The organism is Bordetella ansorpii (genome assembly GCF_900078315.1).
GTDB lineage: Bacteria > Pseudomonadota > Gammaproteobacteria > Burkholderiales > Burkholderiaceae_B > Bordetella > Bordetella ansorpii.
The window spans coordinates 927,810-947,258 of the sequence record NZ_FKBS01000014.1; the positions used below are offsets into that span (position 1 = coordinate 927,810).

18 protein-coding genes are annotated in these 19,449 nt (G+C 68.7%); 3 read left to right on the forward strand and 15 right to left on the reverse strand.

The features are described 5' to 3' along the window. Window positions 1–12: 12 nt before the first annotated feature. From A7W11_RS11870 to A7W11_RS11895, 6 genes are all read right to left on the reverse strand, one after another. On the reverse strand, window positions 13–1,458 hold the full coding sequence (locus A7W11_RS11870; RefSeq protein WP_066412197.1) for an aldehyde dehydrogenase family protein: 1,446 nt from the start codon (window positions 1,456–1,458) through the stop codon (window positions 13–15). A 1-nt stretch (window position 1,459) separates the two neighbouring features. After that, entirely contained in the window at window positions 1,460–2,413 is a 954-nt protein-coding gene (locus A7W11_RS11875) for a 2-hydroxyacid dehydrogenase (RefSeq protein ID WP_066412200.1), read from the reverse strand. A gap of 45 nt (window positions 2,414–2,458) precedes the next feature. Further along, a complete protein-coding gene (locus tag A7W11_RS11880; RefSeq protein WP_066412202.1) occupies window positions 2,459–3,424 on the reverse strand; it encodes a Bug family tripartite tricarboxylate transporter substrate binding protein in 966 nt (321 codons plus the stop codon). A gap of 77 nt (window positions 3,425–3,501) precedes the next feature. Beyond that, the gene (locus A7W11_RS11885) at window positions 3,502–4,083 is read right to left on the reverse strand and encodes an amino acid synthesis family protein (protein ID WP_066412203.1); all 582 of its coding nucleotides are present in this window, start codon (window positions 4,081–4,083) and stop codon (window positions 3,502–3,504) included. Between the two features lie 99 nt (window positions 4,084–4,182). After that, window positions 4,183–5,070 (reverse strand): NAD(P)-dependent oxidoreductase, encoded by an 888-nt coding sequence (locus tag A7W11_RS11890; RefSeq protein WP_066412204.1) that lies wholly within the window; start codon window positions 5,068–5,070, stop codon window positions 4,183–4,185. A 196-nt stretch (window positions 5,071–5,266) separates the two neighbouring features. Beyond that, window positions 5,267–6,598, reverse strand: coding sequence for an MATE family efflux transporter (locus A7W11_RS11895; protein WP_066413961.1), 1,332 nt, complete (start codon window positions 6,596–6,598; stop codon window positions 5,267–5,269). Between the two features lie 272 nt (window positions 6,599–6,870). Here A7W11_RS11895 and A7W11_RS11900 point away from each other — a divergent pair, with 272 nt between their 5' ends. Further along, window positions 6,871–7,335, forward strand: a complete 465-nt coding sequence (locus tag A7W11_RS11900) for a MarR family winged helix-turn-helix transcriptional regulator (protein ID WP_173678815.1) — start codon at window positions 6,871–6,873, stop codon at window positions 7,333–7,335. A 134-nt stretch (window positions 7,336–7,469) separates the two neighbouring features. Here the strand turns inward: A7W11_RS11900 and A7W11_RS11905 are convergent, their stop codons facing one another. The 7 genes from A7W11_RS11905 to A7W11_RS11935 form a co-directional block, all read right to left on the reverse strand. After that, on the reverse strand, window positions 7,470–7,814 hold the full coding sequence (locus tag A7W11_RS11905) for a hypothetical protein (protein ID WP_066412206.1): 345 nt from the start codon (window positions 7,812–7,814) through the stop codon (window positions 7,470–7,472). Between the two features lie 116 nt (window positions 7,815–7,930). Further along, on the reverse strand, window positions 7,931–8,617 hold the full coding sequence (locus tag A7W11_RS11910; RefSeq protein WP_066412208.1) for a CPBP family intramembrane glutamic endopeptidase: 687 nt from the start codon (window positions 8,615–8,617) through the stop codon (window positions 7,931–7,933). 152 nt (window positions 8,618–8,769) lie between these two features. Next, window positions 8,770–10,113 (reverse strand): sensor histidine kinase, encoded by a 1,344-nt coding sequence (locus tag A7W11_RS11915; protein WP_066412210.1) that lies wholly within the window; start codon window positions 10,111–10,113, stop codon window positions 8,770–8,772. Beyond that, a complete protein-coding gene (locus A7W11_RS11920; protein ID WP_066412212.1) occupies window positions 10,110–10,784 on the reverse strand; it encodes a response regulator in 675 nt (224 codons plus the stop codon). Before A7W11_RS11920 ends, A7W11_RS11915 begins: the two co-directional genes overlap by 4 nt. Window positions 10,785–10,957: 173 nt before the next feature. After that, entirely contained in the window at window positions 10,958–12,409 is a 1,452-nt protein-coding gene (locus A7W11_RS11925) for a Do family serine endopeptidase (protein ID WP_066412214.1), read from the reverse strand. A 93-nt stretch (window positions 12,410–12,502) separates the two neighbouring features. Then, window positions 12,503–13,858, reverse strand: a complete 1,356-nt coding sequence (locus A7W11_RS11930) for an ATP-binding protein (protein ID WP_066412220.1) — start codon at window positions 13,856–13,858, stop codon at window positions 12,503–12,505. Next, on the reverse strand, window positions 13,855–14,514 hold the full coding sequence (locus A7W11_RS11935; RefSeq protein WP_066412223.1) for a response regulator: 660 nt from the start codon (window positions 14,512–14,514) through the stop codon (window positions 13,855–13,857). The genes A7W11_RS11930 and A7W11_RS11935 overlap by 4 nt, the downstream gene beginning before the upstream one ends. Before the next feature lie 317 nt (window positions 14,515–14,831). On the opposite strand from A7W11_RS11935, the gene A7W11_RS11940 reads away from it, so the two are divergent. Further along, entirely contained in the window at window positions 14,832–15,095 is a 264-nt protein-coding gene (locus tag A7W11_RS11940) for a hypothetical protein (protein WP_066412231.1), read from the forward strand. A 115-nt stretch (window positions 15,096–15,210) separates the two neighbouring features. Here A7W11_RS11940 and A7W11_RS11945 read toward each other — a convergent pair whose 3' ends face one another. Next, a complete protein-coding gene (locus A7W11_RS11945; RefSeq protein WP_066412234.1) occupies window positions 15,211–15,930 on the reverse strand; it encodes an ArsR/SmtB family transcription factor in 720 nt (239 codons plus the stop codon). 83 nt (window positions 15,931–16,013) lie between these two features. Between A7W11_RS11945 and A7W11_RS11950 the strand changes: the two genes are divergently transcribed. Beyond that, entirely contained in the window at window positions 16,014–17,279 is a 1,266-nt protein-coding gene (locus A7W11_RS11950; protein ID WP_066412237.1) for an MFS transporter, read from the forward strand. Window positions 17,280–17,322: 43 nt separating this feature from the next. On the opposite strand, the gene A7W11_RS11955 is transcribed toward A7W11_RS11950, so the two are convergent. Continuing rightward, window positions 17,323–19,407, reverse strand: coding sequence for an EAL domain-containing protein (locus tag A7W11_RS11955; RefSeq protein WP_066412241.1), 2,085 nt, complete (start codon window positions 19,405–19,407; stop codon window positions 17,323–17,325). Window positions 19,408–19,449 lie beyond the last annotated feature (42 nt).

Consider the following 19,449-nt stretch of genomic DNA (forward strand, 5'->3'; position numbering starts at 1 on the left):
GTAAAGCGGACGTCAGGCCTGGGTGTAGGCCGTCTTCACCGTCGTGAAGAATTCCTGCGCGTATTGCCCCTGTTCGCGCGGGCCGTAACTGGATCCCTTGCGGCCGCCGAAAGGCACGTGATAATCCACGCCCGCCGTCGGCAGGTTGACCATCACCATGCCGGCCTGCGCGTGCCGCTTGAAATGCGTGGCATGCTTCAGGCTGGTGGTGGCGATGCCGGCGGACAGGCCGAACTCCGTGTCGTTGGCCACGGCCAGCGCTTCGTCGTAATCGCGCACGCGGATCACGCTGGCCACCGGCCCGAATACTTCCTCGCGATTGATGCGCATGGCCGGGGTGGTGTCCGTGAACAGCGTGGGCGCCACGAAGTAGCCGGGTTTGCCGCTGCCCGTGTGACAGGTTGCGGGGCTGCCACCCGCCGCCAGCGTCGCGCCTTCTGCCCGCGCGATCTCGATGTAGCGCAGGTCCTGTTCCTGCTGGGCTGCGCTGGCGGCCGGACCGATCTGCGTGTCCGCCGCCAGGGCGTCGCCCACGCGCAGCGAGGCCATGCGCTCGGCCATCGCGGCCACGAAGCGGTCGTGGATGCCGTCGGTGACGATCAGCCGGCTCGATGCCGTGCAGCGTTGCCCGGTCGAGAAGAACGCGCTCTGCACGCAAAGTTCCACGGCCTGGGCCAGGTCGGCATCGTCCAGCACCACCTGCGGGTTCTTGCCGCCCATCTCCAGCTGCACCTTCTTGCCATGCTGCGCGCATTGCACCGCAATGCGCCGGCCCACATCGACCGAGCCGGTAAAGCTGATGGCCGCGATGCCGGAATGCGTGACCAGGGCATCGCCCATGACGCTTCCGCGTCCCATTGCCAGGTTGAACACGCCCGTGGGGATGCCGCTGCGATGGATGATCTCGGCCAGCGCCCAGGCCGAGGCGGGCACCAGGTCGGCGGGCTTGAAGACCACGCAGTTGCCGTAGGCCAGGGCGGGCGCGATCTTCCAGGCGGGGATCGCGATGGGAAAATTCCAGGGCGTGATCAGGCCCACGACGCCGATGGGCTCACGGGTGATCTCCACGCCCACGCCGGGCCGCACGGACGGCAGCGTCTGGCCGGCCAGGCGCACGCACTCCGCGCTGAAGTAGCGGAAGATATAGCCCGCGCGCGTGACCTCGGCGATGGCCTCGGGCCGGGTCTTGCCTTCCTCGCGCGCCAGCAATTCACCCAGCTCGTCGCGGCGCGCCAGGATCTCGGCGCCGATACGGTCCAGCGCATCGGCGCGGGCCTGCACGCCGCCGGTGGACCAGGCGGGAAAGGCGGCCAGCGCGGCCTGCACCGCCGCGGACAGTTGCGCGGCGTCGGCCTGCGCGTACTCGCCGATCACGTCATCGGGATCCGAGGGATTGCGGTTTATTCCGTAGTGGGCGCCGCGTACCCAGGCGCCGCCGATCAGGTTGTCGTGGGCCATGTCAGTTCACCCGGGTCAGCAGCGGCTTGCCGGCCAGATGCTGTCCGGCGTTCTCCAGGAAACGCACGACCGAGGCATGGATGGCCTGCGGCGAGATGCCGCCGATGTGCGGCGTCAGGATCGCGTTGTCGAATTCCAGCAGCGCGGCGGGCGGCGTGGGTTCGTTCTCGTAGACGTCCAGCGCGGCGGCGAAGATACGCTGGTCGCGCAGCGCATCGGCCACGGCCTGCGTGTCGACCAGCGTGCCGCGCGCCACGTTCACCACGACGCCCTGCGGGCCCAGCGCGTCCAGCACCTCGCGGTTGACCACGTGGTAGGTGGCCTTGCCCCCGGGCGCCGCGATGACCAGGAAATCGCACCAGCGCGCCAGCGACACGATGTCGTCGAACCACGCGAAGCCCAGCTCGTCGCGCCGCGTGCGGCTGTGATAGCCGATCTCCATGTCGAAGCCCAGCGCGCGGCGCGCGATCTGGCGCCCGATGGCGCCCAGGCCGAAGATGCCCATGCGGCGTCCCGACACGTGCGGCGGACGCGGGATGTCGTCGCGCCACAGGCCGTGGCGCACGCCCGCGTTCAGGAACGGCAGCCTGCGGATCGCCGCCAGCAGGATGGCCATGGCGTGATCGGCCACCGCCGCGTCGTTGGTGCCCGCGGCATTGCACACCGGAATGCCGCGTTCGCTGGCCGCGGCCAGGTCGACGTTCTCGAAACCCACGCCCACGGTGCAGATCAATTCAAGCTTGGGCAGGGCCTCGATCTCGCTGGCCAGCAGGCCGTTCGTGCCATTGGTCAGCACGAAGCGGATGTCCTGGCCCCGCTCGGCGATCTGCGCGGCGCCCCGGCTGCGGTCGGCGCCCAGCTTGTCGTTGGGCGCATACAGCATGTCGAAGCGTTCGGACACCAGCGCGCGGTGTTCTTCTGAGAGGAATACGAGAACGAGCAACAGAGGTTTCATGGTCGACGTGTCGGACTGAAGAAAAGGGTTGGGCTCGTGGCGGCGTCAATCGATACGGGCGCCGGAGACCTGCACCAGCTTGCCCCATTTCTCGATCTCGCTGTCCACCACTTTCTTGAACGAAGCCGGATCGCTGCCCACCGGAATCGAACCCTGTTCGGCCAGCGTCTTGCGCACCGACGCGTCCTGTGTCACCGAGCGGATGGCCTTGGCCAGTTTGTCCGTGACCCGAGGGGGCGTGCCGGCCGGCGCGAAGACCCCATTCCACAGCACGACCTCGTAGCCGGGCAAGGCTTCGCGCACGGCGGGCACGTCGGGCAGGCGGGGCGAGCGTTCCTGCGTGGTCACCGCCAGGGCGCGCAACTTGCCGCCGTCGATGAAGGGCAGTACCTCGACCAGCGGCGCGAACACGGCCTGGATCTGGCCGGCCAGCAGGTCGGTGTTGGCCGGCGCGCCGCCCTTGTACGGCACGTGCGTCATGTGGCCCTGCGCCATGTTGTTGAACAGCGCGCCCGACAGGTGCTGCGAGCTGCCGTTGCCGGCGGAGCCGTAGTTCACCGGGCCCTTGTTGCCGCGCACGTAGCTCACGAACTCGCTCAGGTTGCCCGCCGGCATGTCCTTGTTGACGACCAGCACGTTGGGAATCAGCGCGACCTGCGACACCGGCACCAGATCCTTGCGCACATCGAAGCCCATGTTCTTGTACAGCGAGACGTTGGTGGTCATGGTGCTGGTGGCCAGCAGCAAGGTGTAGCCATCGGGCGCGGCCTTGGCGACCAGCGCGCCGCCGATGTTGCCGCCCGCGCCGGGGCGGTTGTCCACCACCACCGGCTGGTTCAGCTCCTTGCCCAGCCGTTCGGCCAGCAGGCGCGCGGTGGCGTCCGTGCTGCCGCCGACGGCGAAGGGCACGATCAGGGTGATGGGGCGCGTGGGCCAGTCGGCGGCGTGTGCGGCGGAGCAGGCGAACAGGGCCGACGCGAGCATCGGCAAGAGGCGGGCAAAACGAGTCATGGGTTGTCTCCGTTACGTTTTTATTGATTCAGCGGGGCGCCGGCATGCGTGGCCGGCCGCCTCCGTGGGGCGCGCGTTCAGCGCTGGCCGTCGCCGACCGAGATCTTGTCCGCGCGCAGGCCGCCCAGGCGTTCATGCACGCGGCCGCCGGTGGACACGACCAGGGCGTACAGTAGTTCGTCGGGGCGCGGGCCGTCGATGGTGCCCACGTCCAGCGTGCTGAAGTGGCTGCGCACGTAGCAGGCCTCGATGTGATGCAGCGGAATCTGCAGGCGCGTGCCGGCCGACGCCACGACCTTGGCGGCGGGCACGATGGACTTGGCCTGGGGCAGTTCGGCGCGCATCGACCAGCCGCCGGCCTCGTGCCAGATGGCGCCGTGCTCCAGTTCGCCGTTCAGGCCCACGATGGCGCCCTTGCCGTAGGCCTGCACCTTGTCCGCGCCGCCCACGGCGGCCAGCAGTTCGGGCACCAGCACCTTGGCCAGTTCCGTGGCGTCCTTGACCAGTTGGGACAGGTCCTCCACGTAGCGGCCCGCGTAAGGGTTTTGCAGCACCACGGCCAGCGAGGCCATCTTGATGGGCTCGGTGCGGGCCGGGCCGCCTTCGTGGTAGATGCTCTCGACGTTCAGCAGTTTCTTGCGGATCTTGATGAGGGACATGTCTTGCTCCAGGTTGTGTGCGGGGCTCGCCCGCCAGCGAGCGAACCCGCCGGCCCGGGCCTGGCCCGCGTCGGTACGTCTATCGGAAAGATGAGGAAATCAGTCGGGCTTGGCGCCGAATTCCACGCCGGCCCAGCGCTCGATGTGGCGGATGGTGGCGGCGTTGTCCAGCTCGCCGTCGCCCTGGCTGATGGCGAAGGCGAGGAACTGGCGCGCGACGGGATTGACGCGCATGGGCACGCCCAGCCGCTCGGCCTCGTCCATGCACATCTTCACGTCCTTGTGCAGCAGCGCGGTGGTGAAGCGCACGGGGAAGCTGCGGTCCAGCACGCATTGCGGAATGCGTTCGAGCGTGGCGAACGAGCGGCCGCTGGAGACGTTGATCACGTCCAGCATGGCCTGGGGATCCAGGCCGGCCTTCACGCCGTACACCAGCGCCTCGGAGCTGGCGATCAGGCTGGTGGCGTACAGCGTGTTGTTGATGATCTTCATGGTCTGGCCCAGGCTCGGATCGGCGCCCAGATAGAAGATGTTCTTGCCGATGACACGCAAAAGAGGCTCCACGGTCTTGAAGGCGGCTTCCGGGCCGGCCGGCATGACGGCCAGCGTGCCTTTCTCGGCATTGGCGGTGCCGCCGCTGACGGGCGCGCCCACCAGTTCGATGTTGCGCTGCCGCAGCAGGGCATCGACTTCCTGCGTCACCGTGGGGCCTGTGGTGGACAGGTCCACCACGATCCGGACCTTGCTGCCCTGGGCGACCTCGGCCGCCACGTCGGCCACGACCTTCGGCATGGGCAGGCACAGCAGCACGATCTCGACCTGCGAGGCCAGTTCGCGCGCATTGGCCACGGCGATGGCGCCCTTGGCCGTCAGCCGTTCCACGGCGGCCGCGCTGCGGTCATGCACCCGCAATTCGTGGCCGGCGGCCAAGAGGCGCGTGGCGAAGTGCACGCCGATGTTGCCTACCCCGATCAAACCTATATTCATGATGCGGCTGTCTCCATGTCCGCCTCGCTGTCAGCGCGAGGCCAATGCGGACATGGTAGGAACGACGCCGCCTCGCGGCCAGTGCCGATTCGGCCGTGGGATATAACCTTCGGTTAATCGTTGGGGGGGAAATCCCGCGCGAGCCGCTGGCCGACGGTCGCGAATCGGTCGTTGCCCTCCGCGCGGGCGAGCGCTTTCAGCGCCGCGTATCGGTCCGCGTCCATGCCGGCGCGGCCACGGCCCGCCACACCACGCAGCCGTACAGCACCATCGCCACCGCCGTCATCGCGAACAGTCCGTTCAGGGATCCCGTCAAGCGCAGCACGATCCATCCGCCGCCCACCGCCACCGCCAGCCGGATCACACCGGCCAGCAAGGGCCACATCAACCGTCCCGCGCCCTGCGAGGCGAAGTACATGGCGAAACCCATCGAGAAGAATCCGTAGAACGGGCCCACGATGTGCAGGTAGGTGCTGCCCGCGGCCAGCATGCCCGGATCGTCGCCGAACAGGCGCAGCCAGGCGTGCGGCCACAGCGCGGCGGCGATCCCCAGGCATTCGCCCAGCGCGAAGGCGATCGCCCCGCCCGTCAGCGCCGCCCGCACCGCGCGCTGCGGCTGGCCCGCGCCGATGTTGGCCGCCACCATGGCGACCATCGGTGCGCCCAGTCCGAAGGCGATGGGAATCAACAGGTACTCCAGCCGGGCCGCCGTACCGTAGCCCGCCAGCGCGGCCGTGCCCGCGTACGCGCCCACCAGCGCGGTGACGGCCGCGATCAGGCCGTTGGTCATCAAGGGATTCAGGGCGGCCAGGCCGCCCACCGACAGGATGTCGCGCAGCAGCGCGCCCCGCAGCGGCCCGCGGCGCAGGCGCGCGGCGTTGCGGCCGCTGGCGCAATACCAGGCCAGCACCGCCGCGCCCAGTCCGTAATAGCACAGCAGCGCCCATGCGCCGCCCGCGATGCCCAGGGCAGGGAAGGGACCCAGTCCGAAGATCAGGCAGGGCGACAGCGGCACCACCAGCAGCGCGCCGCCGCAGATGACGGCGCCCGGCACCATCATGTTCCCGGTGCCGCGCACCGTGCTGGCCAGGGCGTTCATCAGCCACATCAGCACGACGCCGCCGAACAGCACGTCGGAATAGGTCAGCGCGGCTTCCAGCGCCGCGCCGTGCGCGCCCAGCGCGGTGTAGATCTGCCGGCCCAGCAGAAGGAACAGCGCCGTGAACAGCAGGCCCAGGATCAGGTTGATGACCAGCGCGTGCAGCACCAGGCTGTCGGCCGTCTCGTGCCGGCCGGCGCCCAAGGCTCGGGCCACCGCCGACGAGATGCCGCCGCCCATCGCGCCCTGCGACATGTTCTGCATCAGCATCAACAGCGGCGTCACCAGCGCCACGCCGGCCAGGGCATCGGTGCCCAGCCGCGAGATGAACCAGGTCTCGACCAGCGCCGCGCCCGACTGCGCCAGCAGCATCAGCAGATTGGGCCAGCTCATGCGCAGCAGCGTGGGCAGGATGGGGGCCTGCAACATCGCGTTCAGCCGCGGGTTGTGGGGCTTGGCGGCCATGGGCGCCGCGGCGGGGGAGGCATTCACGCGTGAGACCTCGGAGAGGGAAGGGACGGTGGCCGAAACAAATATTGGTATATACCAGTATTATTGAATCGCGTTGTTTGATCCGTCAATCGTGTTGACGCATCCGGCGCCGCTGCGCGCTGTCCCGCCGCGCGAGGCCATCGCTGGCAGAATGGCGGTGATGGGCGAGGCGGGTGCCGCCCGGTAGTGCCCCGTAGCCAGGAAATCCCATGGACGACACCGACGCGCTGCGAGTCAGCATCTGCACCAATTCCGCGCTGCGCCGGGCCACGCGCCGCGTCGGCCAACTGTACGACGACGCCCTGGAGCCCGTGGGCCTGCGCGCCACGCAGTATTCGATCCTGTCGCAGATCGATCGCGCGGGCGGCGCGCCGCTGGTGGGGCGCATGGCCGAACTGCTGGTGATGGACCTTTCCGCGCTGGGCCACACGCTGCGCGCACTGCAAAAAGAGGGCCTGGTCGAGGTGCGCCCCGACGAACACGACCGGCGCAGCCGCCGCGTGCGGCTGACCGCCGCCGGCCGCGCCAGGTTCGAGCAGGCGCGCGTGTTGTGGAACGGGGCGCACCAGCGTTTCGAGGCCGCTTTCGGCGCGGAGCATGCCGGGCAATTGCGGGCGGTGCTCGATGCGATCGCGTCCCCCGAGTTTGCCCAACGCTTTCGTGACGGAACCTAGGCGCGCTCGGAACGCCAGCGGGCACCCGGGACCAGGCGCCTGCGGAAGAACCAGGCCGTTGCCTGGAAACGGGCCCAGTGGCGGCTGTCGGATCAGGCTCTGGCGGCTGGCGCGTTCCGAGCACGGGGACGGCGTTAGCGCCGGCACTCGCGCCGGTCGGGATCGCGATCGCAGCGGTCCTTGCGAGCGCGATCGGCCATGATCTGCGAGTCCCGTGCAATATCCGTCGTCATCCGGGTGCGTTCGAGCGAATCCCGCTGCTTGGTGTCACGCCGATGCTGTTGTTCGAGCATGCAGGCCGTATAGGCCGGCGAGCCGTAGGAAGCTCCATAACTCTGGCAGGTGCTGGCGTCGGTCTGGAGGTTCATCTGTCGACGCTCCGCGCCCGACATGCACCCTGTCAGGACCATGCCCTGCATGGCCATCGACAATGCGCATGCCATGGCGCGACGACGTTTGACGGCAAGAGGTTGCTGCATTCCGTGCTCCTTTCTGGATTGAGTCGTGGCCGCCCTCGGCAGCCTGCGTCCAGTTAATCAGCGCAGCGTTGTCGCAACATTGTCTGGATTCGGAAAACGCCGGAAGCCTCCAGGGCCTATTGCATCGGCGAGAAGCCCAACGCCGACGCGACGCTGTTGGCGCCGTTGTAGACACCGTGCAGGACCACGCAGGGCCAGATCGATCCTGTGGCGCGGAAAAGCAGCGCGGACAGCAGGCCGACCATGATCGCGACAGGCAATATCACGCTGACGCCGTGCGCGAGTCCGAAGATGAGTGAACTGACGACGACGCCCGCGAAGGCGCCATGGCGGTTGAGGGCATTCGCCACGACGCCCCGGAACAGGATTTCTTCCCCGAAGGGCGTCAGGATGGCGCCGCCCAGGAACGAGGCCATGAACGGGAGCGCGCCGCCCCGCGCGGCTGCGTGCAATATGCTCTGCGGGTCATCGGCGCCGAACCCTGCCATGTAGGCGAACTGGATGGCCAGATTCAGCCCGTAGCCGGCGATGCCCATGCCGGCCGCGACGATTAGCCAGCGGCGTGGCGCCCTGACGAATCCGAACGGGCGCAGCGACCGTATCCGCAAGCCGCATGCGGCGGCGAAGGCGCCCACGCCGACGACGCCTCCCGCCGTCGAGCCGACCACGCCCAGAAGCACGGGGTCGTTGGCGGGCAGCCATCCCATCAGCAAGCCGAAGAGGAGCAGAAGCACGCCATAGGCCGCCAATCCGGCCAGCATTTCGGGCCAGCCGGGCCCTTTCCATCGATCCACGTTGATCATGACACCTCACGAATGGCGAGAGGGCTTGTGCCGGCAGCGGCTTGCCGCGAATCTCCCCGGTGGACAAGGCAGGCGCGGCAACGGCCATCCGGCGTCGCCCGGTCCCGATAGCATCGCTGGACAACATTGCGCCAACCTTGGCTGCGGCGGGCTCAATGGGCCGAAGCAAACTCCAATCGCAGGAGCGCGCCGCCGCCGGGCGCTGTCGAGAGGGTGACGCGGCCGTGGTGGTGATCCATGACCTGCTTGACCAGGCTCAGGCCGAGCCCCGTGCCGGCATCGCGCGGCCGCAGCCGGTGGAAGGGTTCGAATACCCGCTCGTGCTCTTCTTCAGGAATGCCGTACCCGTTGTCCTCGACTTCCAGGCAGGCGCCGCGTATCCGCACGATCACCCGATCGCCGCCATGCTCCACGGCGTTCTGTATGAGATTGGTCAGCACGCGTGCCATTGATCCGGCGTTGCCCACGATCTCTCCGGTCCGTTCGACGCGGACCTCGATGGCCTTGTCCGCCGCGATCAGCACGGGTGCCAGGTCGGCGGCGACCGTGCGTGCAAGCATCGCCAGATCGATCCGTTCGGTCGGCGCCCCGTTGTCCAGCCGATGCAGGTCGAGCAGCTGCTCGGCCAGATTCGCCAGGCGCGATACGTCGGGCAGCAGGCTCTGCATGCCTTCGTCGTCCGCGGCCTCGATTTTCATCCGCAGGACGGCGATCGGAGTGCGCAGTTCATGGGCTGCCGAAGCGATGAAGCGGTGCTGCCGCTCATAGCCCTCATCGAGGCGGCCGAGCGCCGCGTTGAAGGCGCGAACCATCGGACCGATCTCGCGCGGCACATTGTCCTCGGACAGCCGGATGCCGCGACGCTGTGCGTCGATCCGCTCCGTTTCGTCCGCGGTCTTCACGATGCCGGCCAACGCGCGCCTGACGATCCATGGCGTTGCGAGAACAGAGATGAGCGCCAAGGTGAGAAAAATGGCCACCGCCACGACGTTCGACGCCGTGGTGATCAGCGCCGAGAATGGCCGGACGCGGCCATGCGCGATGACATTCATGTCGCCGGCCGGACCGGAGGTCTGCCGCACCACGGCGGAAAGCGCATAGGGCGCTGCCTGCCCGCGCAGGTCCGCGGAGGAAAGCTGGTCGAGATGGGGCACGAGCGCCGCCAACTCCGGCGGCACCTGGCCGAAGGAGACCACGAGGCCGTCGCCGAGCCGGGCCGCGAACCAGAGATTCGGCGCCTCTTCCCGCAGTTGTGCCAAGGCGGGCGTCATGTTCACGGCGGCATTGCCGGCCGCATCGCGGACGATCGCGTCGGCGGCGATTCTCACGACCGATTCGTCGGCGTACATGCCGTCCAGCGCCGAGTTGACGAAGAACAGGACGAAGCCGATGGCGGCCGCCGCGATCGCCAGAAACTGCAGAATGAGCTGCCTGGCGATGAGGCGTGCCTTCAACGAAGGCTGGCGGCGCTCATTCCTGGGAGCGCGGCGCGTCAAGTCGCGTCTCTCAGCAGGTAGCCCACCCCTCTGACGGTGTGGATCTCGACGCCTGCGCCTGCATCGCCCAATTTCCGGCGCAGGCGCGAGACATGGGAGTCGAGCGTGTTCGACTGGATCGAGTCGTCGAAGCCGTAGACGGCTTCTTCGAGCATCTCGCGCAGGACGGTACGGCCGCGGCGGCGCACCAGCGCGGTCAACACGCTCGCTTCCCGCCTTTGCAGTTCCAACTGCTTGCCGCCGACCCATGCTTCGCCGTAGGCCATGTCGAACACGAGTCCGCCGACAATCACCTCGTCCGGCGCCAGTTCGTTCGGGCGCCGCCGCACCGCGCGCATGCGAGCGAGCAGTTCTTCGAGTTCGAAAGGCTTGACCAGGTAATCGTCGGCGCCGTCGTCCAGTCCGGCGACGCGGTCGGCCAACTCGCCGCGGGCGCTCAATACGATGATCGGCACGCCCGGCATGTTCTTGCGCAGTGGCGGGATCAGGGCCAACCCATCGCCATCGGGCAACGTGCGGTCGAGCAGGACGATTTGGTGCGCGCCTGTGCGCGACGCTACGCTGGCCTGCGCGATGTTCGGCACCCAGTCGACCACGAAGCGGTCTCGTTCGAGGGCGCTGCGCAATGGCTTGGCGAATTCCGCCTCGTCTTCAATCAGCAGGATCCGCATGGTTTCCTCCAGGAGCCCGAAAGGACACGGCCCTGGCGGGCCATTTCAGCGCCGGGCATGGCAGCCTTTCCGGTAGCAGAGCCGACATCGTAAGACAAAAAAAGGGCGTACGTCCTTCGACGCACGCCCTTCAAAAAGGCTGGCGAACACCAGCCCATCGACCAATCAAACCATTAACCGCCGATACGCACCGGCACGAAGATCTTGTCGTGGCCACGCTGGATCAGCAGCGCCACCGAGCCCTTGGCGCGCGAGACTTCGTGGCGCACCTGCTCGGCGCTGCTGGCCGGCACGCCGTTGACCGACAGGATCACGTCGCCCGGCTGAATGCCGGCGCGGGCGGCGGGGCCGCCGGCCTGCTGCACCAGCACGCCCGGCGCGCCTACCGCCTGCTGTTCCTGCGGCGTCAGCGGGCGCAGCGCCAGCCCCAGGCGGCCCTGGCCGGGCTGGCTGTCGCTCTCGTCATCCGCCGAGGCCTGCTGCTTGCTCATGTTGCCCAGCGTGGCGGTAAGCTCCTTGGCCGCGCCATCGCGCCAGATTTCCAGGGTGATCTTCTGGCCGGGCGAAGACAGGCTGATCAGCGACGACAGGTCGCCCGAGGACACGATCTCGCGGCCATCCACCTTGCGCACCACGTCGCCCGGCTTCAGGCCCGCCTTCTCGGCGGCGCTGTCGGGCTGCACGTTGGATACCAGCGCGCCGGAGGGCGACTTCAGCTTGAACGAATCGGCCAGCGCCTGGTTCACCTCCTGCACCGTCACGCCCAGCATGGCGTGCTGCGCCTTGCCGTGCGCCAGGATCTGATCCTTGATCTTGTAGGCCACGTCGATCGGAATCGAGAACGACAGTCCCTGGTAGCCGCCCGTGCGGCTGTAGATCTGCGAGTTGATGCCGACCACTTCGCCACGCGCGTTGAACAGCGGGCCGCCCGAGTTGCCGGGGTTGACCGCCACGTCGGTCTGGATGAAGGGCACCGACGTGTCGTCGGGCAGCGAACGGCCCTTGGCGCTGACGATGCCGGCGGTGGCGGTGTTTTCCAGCCCGAACGGCGAACCGATGGCCAGCACCCATTCACCCACTTCCAGGTCGTTGACGTTGCCGATCTTTACGACCGGCAGGTTCGACGCGTCGATCTTCAGCACGGCCACGTCCGTCTGCGGATCGGAGCCCAGCACCTTGGCGCGGAACTCGCGGCGGTCGGTCAGCTTGACCGTCACTTCCTTGGCGTCCTTCACGACGTGGGCATTGGTCAGGATCGTGCCGTCGGCGCTGATGATGAAGCCAGACCCTTCACCGCGGATCGGCACTTCGCGCTGGCCGCCGCGCGGCATCATCCGGCCGCCGCCGGGAAAGCCCGGGAACTGGCCGAAGAACTGCGCGAAGGGATCGTCTTCGTCCGATACCTTGGTGCTGCCCGTGATGCTGATGTTGACCACGGCGGGGCCGTACTGGCGGGTGATCTGCGCGAAGTTCGGGGGCGCCACGGTATTGACCGGGGCCTGCGCCTGTGACTGGGCGTGCGCGGGCGTGGTGGCCAGCAGGGCGGTGGTGCCAGCGCCGCCAATGGCGCCCGCGGCAAGCAGGGCGATGACCAGACGGCTGGGGGTGATTTGCGTGGCGCTCATGTCGGCTCCTCGGAGCATGTTTTTGAACATGGCGCCATGGTGCCGGGGCTGTCTTAGGCGAATCTTAAGGCGGGGCTCGAGGAAGAAGATAATTCAGGACGTCGCGGCCACGGCGTCGGGGACGTGGAAGGCGACGGCCGCGCGCAACCCTCCGCCCGGCGCATCCGACAACTCGACCTCCGCGCCGTGGCGCCGCGCCAGCGTGCGCACCAGCGACAATCCCAGCCCGCTGCCTTGCGCCACGCCGGGGTCGGTGCGGTAGAAGCGGTCGAACACCCGCTCGCGCTCGCTGGGCCGGATGCCGGGGCCGGTGTCGTCGATGACCAGCGTGATCATGCCGCCCGGCGCGGGCTCGATGCCGATGCGCACCTGGCCGCCTTCCGGCGAATACTTCACGGCGTTGTCCAGCAGGTTGCGCGCCAGCAGCACCAGGGCCTCCGCCTGGCCTGCCACCAAGGCCTGATCCGGACCGTCCAGCATCAGCTCGATGCGGCGTGCGTTGGCCGCGGGCAGCACTTGCGCGACGGCCTCGCGCACCGCCTGCACCAGATCGGTGGGTACCAGCGTGGGCGGCGGACTGCCCGCGTCGTAGCGGGCCATCGACAACAGTTGTTCGATCAGGCGCGTGGCGCGCGTGACGCCTTCGGAAAGGCGGCCGATGGCCAGTTCGCGCGCGGCCGGGTCGTCGCCCGCGCGCCGCAAGCCCTGCAATTGCAGCGCCAGCGCGGCCAGCGGCGTGCGCAATTCATGCGCGGCGTCGCCCACGAACTGCTGCTGCAGCGTGAAGGCCTGACGCACGCGCGCCAGCAGCAGGTTCAATTCCTGCAGCATCGGCCGGATTTCGTCGGGCAGGCCCGCGTCCGAGACGGGCGACAGATCATCAGGCTGGCGCGCGGCCAGTTGCGCCCGCGTGCGCGCCACCGGCCGCAGCGACAGGCTGACCACCCACCATACGACCAGCATCAGCAGCGGCGCGGCGGCCACGATGGGGCCGACCGAGCGCAACGCCAGCGCGCGCGCCGTGGCGCTGCGCACGCGCACGTCCTGCGCCACCTGGGTGACCTGGAACGGCGTGGCCATCGCGTACACGCGGTACGAGGCATCGCCTGACTTCACGTCGGAGAAGCCCAGCAGCACCGGGTCGGGCAACAGGCGGCCCGACGCGGACTTGTAGAGTTGCGTGCCGCTGGCCGTCCAGATCTGGATGATGAGGTCTTCGGGGCGGGCGACGGGTTCGCCGGGCACGGGCATGGGCGGCGCGCCCAGCCGGCCGCCGCCCGCGCTCAGCGACAGCGCCGTATTGCGCAACTGCGAATCGAAGATGGCGTCCGTCTGCGCCAGCGTGCCGCGGTAGGCCACCACGGCCTGCACCAGCGCCGCCGCGAAGATGGACGCCAGCAGGAAGAGCAGCAGCCGCGCGCGCAGCGAATGGCCCAACGGTATCTTCATTGCTTGGGAATCACGTAGCCCACGCCGCGCACGGTCTGGATGAAGTCGTGGCCCAGCTTCTTGCGCAGGCCGTGCACGTAGACCTCGACCGCGTTGCTGGCGATCTCGTCCTGCCAGCTGTAGAGCTTTTCTTCCAGCTGGGCGCGCGAATAGATGACGCCGGGCCGTGCGATCAGCGGCTGCAGCACCGCCCATTCACGGGCGGTGAGCGCCACGGGTTCGCCGTTGATGGAGGCCTCGCGCGTCTGCGGATCGACCGTGACGCCGCGATGCTCGAACACGGGTTCGGCGCGGCCCTGGCTGCGGCGCAGCAGGGCGCGCACGCGCGCCAGCAGTTCGTCGGGATCGTAGGGCTTGACCACGTAGTCGTCGGCGCCGGCATCCAGGCCGGCGATGCGGTCGCTGACGGCGTCGCGGGCGGTGGCGACCAGCACCGGCGTGCGGTCGCGGCGGGCGCGCAATTCGCGCAGTACGGACAGGCCGTCCTGCTGCGGCAGGCCCAGGTCCAGCAGGATCAGGTCGTACCCGGTGGCGCGCAAGGCGGTGGCGGCGGCGCGGCCATCGCGCTCCCAGTCGACCGCGTAGCCGTCCGCGCGCAGGCAGTCCAGCACGCTTTCGCCGATCATGGCGTCGTCTTCGACCAGGAGGATGCGCATGGGTGGGGCAGGTAGGGACGGGGGGACGTTCTAGGATAGGCGATTTCCTGGCTTTTGAATGCGGAAACCGGCCCCGGATCTATGCGTTTCAACAATGCGTCATGTGTCATGGCTCGAACTTTCGGGGAACCGGGCCGCTGGCTCGAAAAAAGCCATCCTCCCATGCCAGACCTGGCCACCCGATTTCAAGAAGCGGCTGAATGATTATCCCTGCGTGATCGTGTCGTCGATCATTGCGCCCGCCGGAGGCGTTCGCAGGCACTAGAATCACGCCATCTACTCATGCCGCCCAGGCGGCGCTTTCTGGATTGCCTGCTTTGAAAAAAACCGACCTCGAAAAGAACAAGGGCCTGAAGATCATGGGCCAACTCAAATCCACGCTGCCGCCCAGCCGCTTCGCCGGCGACGCCGTGCCCGACCGGCGCGAGCAGCGCAAGCTGGATCAGGCCGCTGGCCTGGTGCCGTTCGCGGTCAAGCTGCCCCAGGCCCAGGTCGACGCGCTGCGCGCCAAGGCGCAGGCCGACGGCGTGGCGATCAATGATTTGGTCAGCAGCCTGCTGGAAAAGGCCCTGAAAGACTGATCGACACGGCGCCACGGAAGTTCAGTCGTGGCGCCGCCGATCTCTGCGTCGTGATCGGGAAGGCGTGATGCGGCGCAGCGGTGCTGCGCCACGGCGCATGGCGAGGCGCCAGCCGTCAATCAGTCAGGCCCGCCGCGGCCGTCAACCCGAACGCCATGGCGAATTGCTTTTCTCCCCTGACGCTGAACCGCAGCGCCCGCGAATCCAGATCCCTGGCCAGCCATCCCCGCTCGCTGCAATGCTGCAACAGCGCCGCCGCCAATCCGCCCGCCAGATGCGGCTTGCGCGAACTCCAGTCCAGGCAGGGATATGCAAACCGCCGCCGCTGCCTTTGCAGCGCTTCGGGCCGCAATCCCAGCTTGCGCAGCGCCGCCTCGCCTTCGGGCGTAAGCTCGTATTCATCCCCCGACACCCGCAGCCACCCTTGGGCCAGCATCGCATCGTGCATGCGCACGGCCAGCGTGCCGGCCATGTGGTCGTAGCAGGTGCGGGCGTGGTGCAGGTGCGGTGGCGTGGATGGCGTGAACGGCGCGCGCGGCACGCCCGCCACCACCAGCAGGGCCTCCAGCGCGGCCGCCACTTGCGGCGTGGCCAGGCGGTAGTAGCGGTGCTTGCCCTGGATGGCGATCTCGACCAGCCCCTGGTCGCGCAGCCGCGTGAAATGGCTGCTGGCGGTGGACGCGCTGATCTCGGCCAGCGCCGCCAGTTCGGTGGCGGTGCGCGCGCAGCCGTCCAACAGGCTGCACAGCATGCGGGCGCGGGCGGGGTCGCCGATGGCGGCGGCGACGGCCGACAGGCTGGTGTCCGCCGAGGCGGAAGCGGAAGCTGCATTCATGGTTCGATATCTATCGAAGCGTGTACGACGCAGACGAGCATACTGCCGCCATCCGCAATGCTCAACACAAGGACATCCGACCCATGAATGCGGCAGTGCAATCCGGATTTTTTGGCCATCGCGTGCTGGCCGCGACTTTCGTGCTGGCCATCTTCGGCTGGGGCGTCGGCTTCTATGGCCCGCCCGTGTTCCTGCATGCGGTGGTCGAACGCACGCAGTGGCCGGTGGCGCTGGTATCGGCGGCGGTGACGGCGCATTTCGTGGTGGGGGCACTGGTGGTGGCCAACCTGCCGCGCCTGTACCGGGCCTGGGGTACGCCGCGCATCACCTTCGCCGGCGCGGTGCTGTCGGCCCTGGGCACGTGCGGCTGGGCGTGGGCGCAGGCGCCGTGGCAACTGTTCCTGGCGGCGGCCGTCAGCGGCGCGGGCTGGGTGGGCCTGGGCGCGGCGGCGGTCAATGCGCTGATCGCGCCGTGGTTCGCCGCGCGGCGGCCCTGGGCGCTGGCCATGGCCTACAACGGCGCCAGCGTGGGCGGCGTGATCTTCTCGCCCTTGTGGGTGCTGCTGATCGGCACGCTGGGGTTCGGCGGGGCGGCGGCCCTGGTGGGCGTGGCGATGGTGGCCTGCCTGGCCGTGCTGTGCGGCGGCGTGTTTTCGCGCACGCCGCAGCAACTGGGCCAGTCGCCCGACGGGCTGCCGCTTTCCGAAGCCGCGGCGTCGGCCCAGGCCGACGTCCACCCGTTGCCGCCTGTTTTGTCCTGGCGTGCCGACCGCCGCTTCGTCACGCTGGCCGGCGCCATGGCATTGGGGCTGTTCGCGCAGATCGGGCTGATCGCGCATATGTATTCGTTGCTGGCGCCCGCCCTGGGCGACCGCTTGGCGGGCACGGCGATGGGGCTGGCCACGGCGTGCGCCATCCTGGGCCGCAGCCTGGCGGGTTGGCTGGTGCCGGCCGGCGCCGACCGCCGCCTGGCGGCCTGCGCGTCGTACGCCTTGCAGGTGCTGGGCTCGGTGGTGTTGTGGATGGGCGCGGGCAGCGGCGATGCGCCCCTGCTGATCTGGCTGGGCGTGGCCTTGTTCGGCCTGGGCATCGGCAATGCGACCTCGCTGCCGCCCACGATCGCGCAGGCCGAGTTCGTGCGCGCCGATGCCTTGCGCGCCGTGCCGTTGATGGTGGCCATTGCGCAGGGCGGCTACGCGTTCGCGCCGGCGGTGTTCGGGGCGCTGCGCCAGTGGCAGGGGCCGGCCGCCGCCGGCGTGCTCTTCGGCGTGGCGGGGGTATTGCAGGTGGCGTCCATCGCCTGCCTGCTGGCGGGCCGGCGCCGGCTGCACGCGGCCATGGCGGGGTAAAGACGGCGGCAAAAAGGGACGGCGGCAAAAAGGCGCCGCGCGTTCAGCGGTCTTCGACCCTGCCCTCGGCCCGGTCCCTCACGTACGCCGCCACATCCTCGGCCGGCAAGGCGCGGCTGTAGTACCAGCCCTGCACGATGATCTCGGCGCTGGATTTCAACGCCTTCAACTGCCCGACCGTTTCCACGCCCTCGACGACGATGCGCAGGTCCAGCGTTTCGCACAGGCGCAAGAGGCCCGCCAGCACCTTCGCGCCGCGCGGCGTGTCCATCGCGACGATGAAGCTGCGGTCGATCTTGACCGCGTCGATGTCGAACCTGTGCAGGTAGCCCAGCGCCGAATAGCCGCTGCCGAAGTCGTCCAGGTAGATCTGGGCGCCGATGGCGTGCAGGCGCTCGAAGGCCAGGCGCAGCGCCTCGGTGTCGTCGACCAGCGCGTTCTCGGTCAGCTCCACCGAGACCTGACCGTGGGCCTGTTCCAGGATGGCAATGAAGCGGTCGCAGTGGCGGGAGGAGGCCAGCGTGCCGCCGGTGATGTTGATGGTGATGGGCAGCGTGAACCCTTGCGCCTGCCAGGCATGATGCTGACGCACCGCCTGCGTGGCCACCCACAGGTCCAGGTCGCAGATCAGGTCGGCCTCGTCCAGCCACTGCAGCAGTTCGATGGGCGAGCCTTCCTCGTCGCGCCGGCCCGGCCCCTTGGCGCGCAGCAGGGCCTCGCAGCCGGTGCACAGTCCGGTCTCCACGGACACCTGCGGCTGGTATTCCAGGTAGAACTCGTGGTCGTCGATGCGGCGGATGCGCGAGAGCGCCTCCCGCTGGGCTTCTTCCTTGCGGCGCGCGTTGATGACGGGATCCCGCGCGTACAGCGTCGACTCTTCTTCGAGGCGCGTGAACGTGGTGTCCAGCGAACGCAGCGGAATCGAGACGGGTTCCTGGCGGCGGCGCTCCTGCGCCAGCACGAAAGGGGCGTAGATGGCCGCGCCCAGGGCCAGCAGGCCCAGTTGCAGCGCCACCGCGCTCCATTCGCCGCCGGTGGACACGTAGGCGTTGAAGACGACCGGCGCGGTCATCGGCAGCCCCACCGAGGGAATGGCGATCCAGCCCAGTTGCACCGCCGCCAGCGCGATGGCCGCGTTGACCATGGGCGTCATCACGAAGGGTGCCAGCAACCGGGGGTTGAGGATGACCGGCAAACCGAACAGCAGGATCTCGTTCACGTTGAACAGCGAGGCGGGGATCGCCGCCAGCGCCAGCACGCGCAGCGAATTGCTGCGCGAACACAGCAGGATCGCCGCGACCAGCGACAGCGTGGCGCCCGCGCCGCCGATGTAGACGAAGGCGCCCAGCAGGGCGCTGTTCAGGGCGTAATTCATGGCGGGGCCAGGCAGCGCGCCCGCCGCGTTCAACCGCATGGCCTCGTCCAGCGCCTGCGTCAGGGGCTGCAATGCGTGATAGCCGTGGATGCCGAAGAACCACAGCAGGGCGTTGACGCCGGCGATCAGCGGACCGCCCACATAGGGAGGCGCCGAGGAGGCCAGCTCCAACGGAATGCTGAAGTCGGTGAGGGCGGGCGTCAGCAGCAGCAAGGACAGCGTGACCATGACCAGGCCGGTGCTGATCAGGCCGGGGATCACAATGTTCAGCGTGTCGCGGACGTTGTCGTCGACGAAGTCGGCGGGCGCCAGCCGCGTCCAGCGCCACCGGTGCAGCCAGGCCATCAGCGGCACGTTGGCCAGGGGCGTGATGATGGCGATGAAGATGGTCAGGGTGGCGGCGGCCTGGGGGTAGGGCGCCAGCAGGCTGTGCACGACCGCGACGTAGGCCAGGCAGAGAAAGGCGCAAGGCAACTGGGGCAGGCGGTAGCGCAGGGCCAGCATGTAGCCGATGGCCGCCGCGACCAGGAACGGCATCGTGGCGTCGAGCTGTTCGTGGGCCTGGTCCAGCATGCGGGCGGCCTCGGGCAGATTCAGCCGCAGGGCCGCGTACGACAGCAGCAGCATCAGCGCCGAGACCAATAGGCAGGGCAGGGTCCAGACCATGCCTTCGCGCATCACGCGCAAGGTCGTGGCGCTGGCCAGCCGGCTGAGGCTGGCCCGGTTCAACTGCACGATGCGTGGTCTAGGCATGAGGCAACCCCGGAACATCGGCGGGCACGGGCGTCAGCGACT

What these genes read in the sequence shown, in the direction of transcription:
- A7W11_RS11925 (WP_066412214.1), bottom strand. Translation starts at nt 12,409, where the DNA reads ATGAGCGCCACGCAAATCACCCCCAGCCGTCTGGTCATCGCCCTGCTT.
- A7W11_RS11875 (WP_066412200.1), bottom strand. Translation starts at nt 2,413, where the DNA reads ATGAAACCTCTGTTGCTCGTTCTCGTATTCCTCTCAGAAGAACACCGC.
- A7W11_RS11920 (WP_066412212.1), bottom strand. Translation starts at nt 10,784, where the DNA reads ATGCGGATCCTGCTGATTGAAGACGAGGCGGAATTCGCCAAGCCATTG.
- A7W11_RS11930 (WP_066412220.1), bottom strand. Translation starts at nt 13,858, where the DNA reads ATGAAGATACCGTTGGGCCATTCGCTGCGCGCGCGGCTGCTGCTCTTC.
- A7W11_RS11870 (WP_066412197.1), bottom strand. Translation starts at nt 1,458, where the DNA reads ATGGCCCACGACAACCTGATCGGCGGCGCCTGGGTACGCGGCGCCCAC.
- A7W11_RS11895 (WP_066413961.1), bottom strand. Translation starts at nt 6,598, where the DNA reads ATGTTGCAGGCCCCCATCCTGCCCACGCTGCTGCGCATGAGCTGGCCC.
- A7W11_RS11900 (WP_173678815.1), top strand. Translation starts at nt 6,871, where the DNA reads ATGGACGACACCGACGCGCTGCGAGTCAGCATCTGCACCAATTCCGCG.
- A7W11_RS11935 (WP_066412223.1), bottom strand. Translation starts at nt 14,514, where the DNA reads ATGCGCATCCTCCTGGTCGAAGACGACGCCATGATCGGCGAAAGCGTG.
- A7W11_RS11885 (WP_066412203.1), bottom strand. Translation starts at nt 4,083, where the DNA reads ATGTCCCTCATCAAGATCCGCAAGAAACTGCTGAACGTCGAGAGCATC.
- A7W11_RS11905 (WP_066412206.1), bottom strand. Translation starts at nt 7,814, where the DNA reads ATGCAGCAACCTCTTGCCGTCAAACGTCGTCGCGCCATGGCATGCGCA.
- A7W11_RS11880 (WP_066412202.1), bottom strand. Translation starts at nt 3,424, where the DNA reads ATGACTCGTTTTGCCCGCCTCTTGCCGATGCTCGCGTCGGCCCTGTTC.
- A7W11_RS11910 (WP_066412208.1), bottom strand. Translation starts at nt 8,617, where the DNA reads ATGATCAACGTGGATCGATGGAAAGGGCCCGGCTGGCCCGAAATGCTG.
- A7W11_RS11945 (WP_066412234.1), bottom strand. Translation starts at nt 15,930, where the DNA reads ATGAATGCAGCTTCCGCTTCCGCCTCGGCGGACACCAGCCTGTCGGCC.
- A7W11_RS11890 (WP_066412204.1), bottom strand. Translation starts at nt 5,070, where the DNA reads ATGAATATAGGTTTGATCGGGGTAGGCAACATCGGCGTGCACTTCGCC.
- A7W11_RS11955 (WP_066412241.1), bottom strand. Translation starts at nt 19,407, where the DNA reads ATGCCTAGACCACGCATCGTGCAGTTGAACCGGGCCAGCCTCAGCCGG.
- A7W11_RS11950 (WP_066412237.1), top strand. Translation starts at nt 16,014, where the DNA reads ATGAATGCGGCAGTGCAATCCGGATTTTTTGGCCATCGCGTGCTGGCC.